Raw genomic sequence first — 4653 nt, forward strand, 5'->3', positions numbered from 1 at the left:
CCCCCGCGCCGACGGATCCGGCGCCCACCGCGGCACCCGCGACCACCGATCCCGCCACCCCCGCCAGTCCCGACGGCCCGGTGACGCTCCCGAGCGACGTCTCCGGTCAGACGGCGCAGCAGGAGACCTGCAGCGTCGGCCGCTCGCTCTCGGACCAGTAGCGGGCGGCGCGACGACTGCCACCCCCGGCAGTGGCGCCGTGCGCGCGTGTCGCAGCCGCCTCCTGCGTGCGGTTATGATGGTCGTCGTGCGTCCGCCCGCGGGCGCTCAGGAGTCGTCGCATAGTCCGGTCGAGTGCACCACCCTGCTAAGGTGGAGAACCCTTTATTGGGTTCCGTGGGTTCAAATCCCACCGACTCCGCCAGTTTTCCCCTGGTCAGAACCCGTTTTACAAGGTTCCATCGACCTTCCTCCCTCCTGCGAATCGTGTTTCGACGCGTTCTCAGGTGACCCTTCTATGGGTTCCAGTCAACTCAGGCGCACGCCGCCTGGCCGAGAGAACTAGCTCCGGTCGTTCGCGTACTCGACCGCCGCGCGCTGGGCGGCGGCGGACTGTTGGCGGTAGAGCGTCGCTGTACTCCAACCAACGAGCCGCGCCGCATCCTCCGCGGTTCGGCTGCGGGCGTGCGCGTCGGCGGCGTTCTCCTCCGACCCTGCCCCGTTTGGAACCGCAGCCACGGAACCTGGCCCGTTGTCGGTGGCACCTGGCAAGGTGTCGGAACTGGCGTAGCGGGAGGATCTGTGATGAAGAGGAATTGGCCGCGCGACAGGTACAGCGGCGTTGGCGGTGGGCTGAGCACCGTAGAGGGTAGAGGCCTCTACCCGTTCGATGGCGGAGGAGCCGACCACTTCAACGGAGGTGGGCTGGATCGGTTCAACGGCGGCGGGCTGGATCGGTTCAACGGAGGTGGACTTGACCCGTTCAACAAGGGAGGCCTGGACAGCTCACCTGGCGGAGGTCTCTACACCGGCCGCTGCGACGAGCCATACATGTCGTGTATGCCTCCGATCGACGTCTTCGTGAAGGAGTTGCGCGCACGGGGTTACACCGCAGAAGCCGACGAGATCACAAAGGAGCACGGCCTGGACTAAGGGACCTGCGAACGGGTGCTCGCGTGGCACAGCGGGAGCGAGGTGGGTGACCCCGACGATGCGGCGCTTCGCACTCGCCCTATCGTTGTGGCATGACAGGTGCGGAACCGAAGGCGGCCGGAGCGGCGCCGAACGCCGCGATGAACGCGTCGACGTTAATTGCCCCCGCCCTTCCACTAGACCCGGCGTGCCGACAGACCGGTGCGACCGCATGAGCGGGTGGGAGGACGGCGCCGTCGCGACCTTCATCGCCGCTCTCATCGCGGGCGTCGTAGGACTTGCCGCGATTGTCGTGACCGTGGTCGATGGGATCTCCACTCGGCGAGTGACCAAGAACTTCACCGCGCGCGAACAGAGCTGGACGCGCTGGTCCTGGACGATCGAGAAGGCACTCAGCGACACACCCGCGGAACGGGAGATGGGGTTGGCGATGATGGACGCTCTCAGTGACATGCCGTGGTTGACGGAGGATGATGAGCGCATAGCGTTGGCCGTCGCGCAGGCGGTCATCGCTCGGAACCAACGCGAGGAACCGTGAGAACGGCAGCGACGAGGTCGCTTCCGATCGGAGGACAGATGAGCAAAGACACCGAACAGGCGCTCGAGCACGCTCGCTCGATCCAGGAGAAGATGACGAAGCGCCTGAACAGGCGCAAAACGGTCACCCGCTCGTCATCCACCGGCAGATTCGTCTCGAAATCGACTGCGGCGAGGCACCCTGCTACGTCTGTCACGGAGCGATCCGGTCAGACGAACGCGCGCAGAGCGGGCTGAGCTCGCGCAGCGCATACGACCTCGAGGGGGTCCGATCTCAGTATCAGTGAGATCGGGCCCCCTGACAGTCAGCAACACGCAAGGACGAACGAAGACGAACGATGAGCCGTCTCGTCTACTCGCGCACCTCGCAAAGCTCTCTCCAGCCCGATTCCTCCGCAGAGCTTCAGCGAGTGGATGAAGAGATGCGCATAAAGAGCGCCCTCGTTCATCCGAAGAAGCGCGGAACGAGCTACTTCACATTGAGCGCGCTCTCGCTGAGCTTGCCCTTCATGAAGGCTTCACGCTCCGCCAGGTCGGACCGCCCTTGGGCGTCAGCCTCAGCACGCTGAGCAAGTGGAAGCTCAACAGCAAATACTTCGGTCCCGGGGGCACCGAGCCGTCTTGACGTCCAATGACGACGAACGGCCCGCCTACCTGGGGGTGGCGACTCAGTAACCGATAACGTCGCGGCTGACTGTCGCGACGACATCGGCGGGCACGTCCGCAAGGGCAATGCGATACACGGTATTCAGGCGTGGATTGAAAACGCCCAAATGCGTGACGCTCTCGAACTCCGGCTGGCCAGAGCGCAGACCCATGAGCAAGTACATGAGCACTTGGAGAGTGTGATCTTTCGTGGGGCCGCTCACCGATACCTTGAAATCCCACAGCGTGTCAGTCGTGAGGAAATCGCCATCGCCTGCCGTTACTACATCGCTGTAGCCACCAGGGAAGGTGAACCCGCCGAGAGTGACAGGCCCGTAGCTCCGAAAGAAGGCTAGGGAGCGCTCGACCATCGCCGCAATGTGGTCGGTCGTGATTCTGTCGGGTTTCGTGCGCGCGTCCGGGTTGTACATCGTCGGTCCGACTCGATAGCCCACGTCGTAACCCGCGAGCTTGCAGGCTGACAAGATCGCGTAGCTATCAACCTTGCCCGCGACGAGACTTGCGACCTCTGCCTCAGCGGTCGCAAGTTCAGCACGCCCGATGGATGCCGCGCCCCTGATCGATATGGCAAACGCCTCCTGGGGATCAGCGCCAGTCGCAAGACGCGTGAGGTAGTCCACGGCCATGCCCACCAGCGAAGCGTGAATATTCTCCACCTTGTGATCGAGAGGCGACGGCCTGCCGTCATCCAGCTGGATCATCGCCATCGACTTCGGATTGATGTACCCGCCGCGAGGCTGAGTTACGTCCTTGATGCGTCGCACGACTGTCGTCACGGCGGTTTTCCTCTCGTCTCCGCCAAGCCTATCGTCCGTCTCCGACATCATCGACACGACCGCCATCGGCACGGAAAGTTCCCATCCATGAACAAGAAGGACCCCGCTTCGCGGGGTCCGAGGGCTGGGGGGGGCGTCGCGGCGTGCGGCTACGCCGGTCCACGCCGCCCGCCCCCAGCCCTCGCCGGAATCCGACCCTCTCATGTCGGCAATCTCGAACTACTCGCGTCCATATCGCAGCTGCCGCAGGCGTAAACGCCTTTGCCCTCGAATTCGAACACGCCGAATAGCCCCACCGTCACCAGTGAGGCTGGCCTGAGCAGTTGCCGTTACGGCGCGCGGGCGTGCTGTCGAGATTCCCAAGCCTCCCGAGCACGACGCGCCCTCAGATCAGCGGCATAACTTGCCCACCAGACCTCATCGTGTCCGATCCCGCCGCTGTCATCCTGCGTCGAATTCGCAGCTGCCCACACCATCCGCTCCTCCCGTATCCTCTTGCGGGTCAGGTGAGCGAATGACCGACCCGGACGCTGTTTCGTTGGGCGGCTCATCGTCACGGTATGCCCGCCATACCCCAGCGAACGATGAGCACGCTTCGAGCAATCCGTTGCACCCGATGGCGGGCAGTCCTTGCACCGGACCTGGAACCGTGCAGCTTGCCGTAGCCGACCCACGAACTCGAATCGTTCCAATGACGGGTCGCTGTCGGCGGTATCCTGACCCGGAACGATGTCCTTCAAGCTGTAGTTCAGGGCTTTCGAGACGTATCCGATTACGCGCGCCGCAGCCGTGGACATGTCCGGCGAAATGTCTTCCTCCCGAGAGCGTCGAGGCTGAATCTCGCGATCCCGTACGTCCTTTTGCTCCCACGAGGCCACTTCACCCGTCACTGGATGCGCAGCCGTAGCAGCGCGAGCAGCTGCCCCCGTCGCCGCAGCCGACACCGGCACGTGATCCGGCACCCGCACTACCGCGTGCAGATGCAGCGCTATCCGCGCTTGAACTTCTCGCACCACGAAATACTCCATCGACGGAGCGCGCCGCCGCATCGCATCCCACAGCCTCGACACCACGCCGTGCCACGCCACTTGACTGCCATAGTCGTATCCGTCCAGATCGACCGGGAGGCCGCGTAAATCGACGTCGGTGGGTGCGTGTCTGGTGCCACATGCACATCGTCGCCGTGCTTTCTCTCACGGCTTCGGGACTCGGTGAACGGCGCCGAAACTTGGGGCGCTGAGCGTGATGAAGTAGTAGCGGAAGCCCTTCACGGGCTGGCCGTCAGCGTCGTACATGCCCGAGCGCGCGAGCCGCTGCCGATCGCCGCGATACTGTGCCGCGCACGACGGGCACGCTGCCGAACGCCGCGACTGACAGCGAACGAACACGCCAGGCCGAGCCTCATAGGGGCGAGCACAATTCGAACGCCGCATCGCTTCTGCGAAGGCATCCGCAAGTCCCGAATCCGACATCCCAGTCGGTCGAACCAGGGGAGTCGCACCGCCGAACACGTCGAGAACTGGCGTGCATCCGGTGCGCGAAGGCGCACGACTACGCGGCCAGTGCGACTCCAAAGGCCCGG

3 protein-coding genes, 1 tRNA gene and 2 pseudogenes are annotated in these 4653 nt (G+C 64.3%); 3 read left to right on the forward strand and 3 right to left on the reverse strand.

What is annotated here, in order from left to right; translation table 11 throughout:
- Nucleotides 1–270: 270 nt before the first annotated feature.
- Nucleotides 271–364, forward strand: a tRNA-Ser gene (locus ACH61_RS14015).
- A gap of 137 nt (nucleotides 365–501) precedes the next feature.
- Here ACH61_RS14015 and ACH61_RS17040 read toward each other — a convergent pair.
- Nucleotides 502–639, reverse strand: a pseudogene (locus tag ACH61_RS17040) (recombinase family protein); the annotation flags it as partial.
- Between the two features lie 105 nt (nucleotides 640–744).
- Here ACH61_RS17040 and ACH61_RS16480 point away from each other — a divergent pair.
- Both ACH61_RS16480 and ACH61_RS14020 read left to right on the forward strand, forming a co-directional pair.
- Nucleotides 745–1092, forward strand: coding sequence for a hypothetical protein (locus ACH61_RS16480; RefSeq protein ID WP_082845285.1), 348 nt, complete (start codon nucleotides 745–747; stop codon nucleotides 1090–1092).
- A gap of 325 nt (nucleotides 1093–1417) precedes the next feature.
- Nucleotides 1418–1630, forward strand: coding sequence for a hypothetical protein (locus tag ACH61_RS14020; protein ID WP_199220886.1), 213 nt, complete (start codon nucleotides 1418–1420; stop codon nucleotides 1628–1630).
- A gap of 667 nt (nucleotides 1631–2297) precedes the next feature.
- Here ACH61_RS14020 and ACH61_RS14025 read toward each other — a convergent pair.
- Together ACH61_RS14025 and ACH61_RS19130 are read right to left on the reverse strand one after the other, a co-directional pair.
- A complete protein-coding gene (locus tag ACH61_RS14025; RefSeq protein WP_068213181.1) occupies nucleotides 2298–3071 on the reverse strand; it encodes a hypothetical protein in 774 nt (257 codons plus the stop codon).
- A 329-nt stretch (nucleotides 3072–3400) separates the two neighbouring features.
- A pseudogene (locus ACH61_RS19130) lies at nucleotides 3401–4543 on the reverse strand (replication initiator).
- Nucleotides 4544–4653: the final 110 nt, after the last annotated feature.

The sequence above is a fragment of the Rathayibacter tanaceti genome (assembly GCF_001634385.1).
GTDB lineage: Bacteria > Actinomycetota > Actinomycetes > Actinomycetales > Microbacteriaceae > Rathayibacter > Rathayibacter tanaceti.

Excerpts from the sequence above, each read along its gene's own strand:
- ACH61_RS16480 (WP_082845285.1), top strand. The coding sequence starts at position 745 with ATGAAGAGGAATTGGCCGCGCGACAGGTACAGCGGCGTTGGCGGTGGG.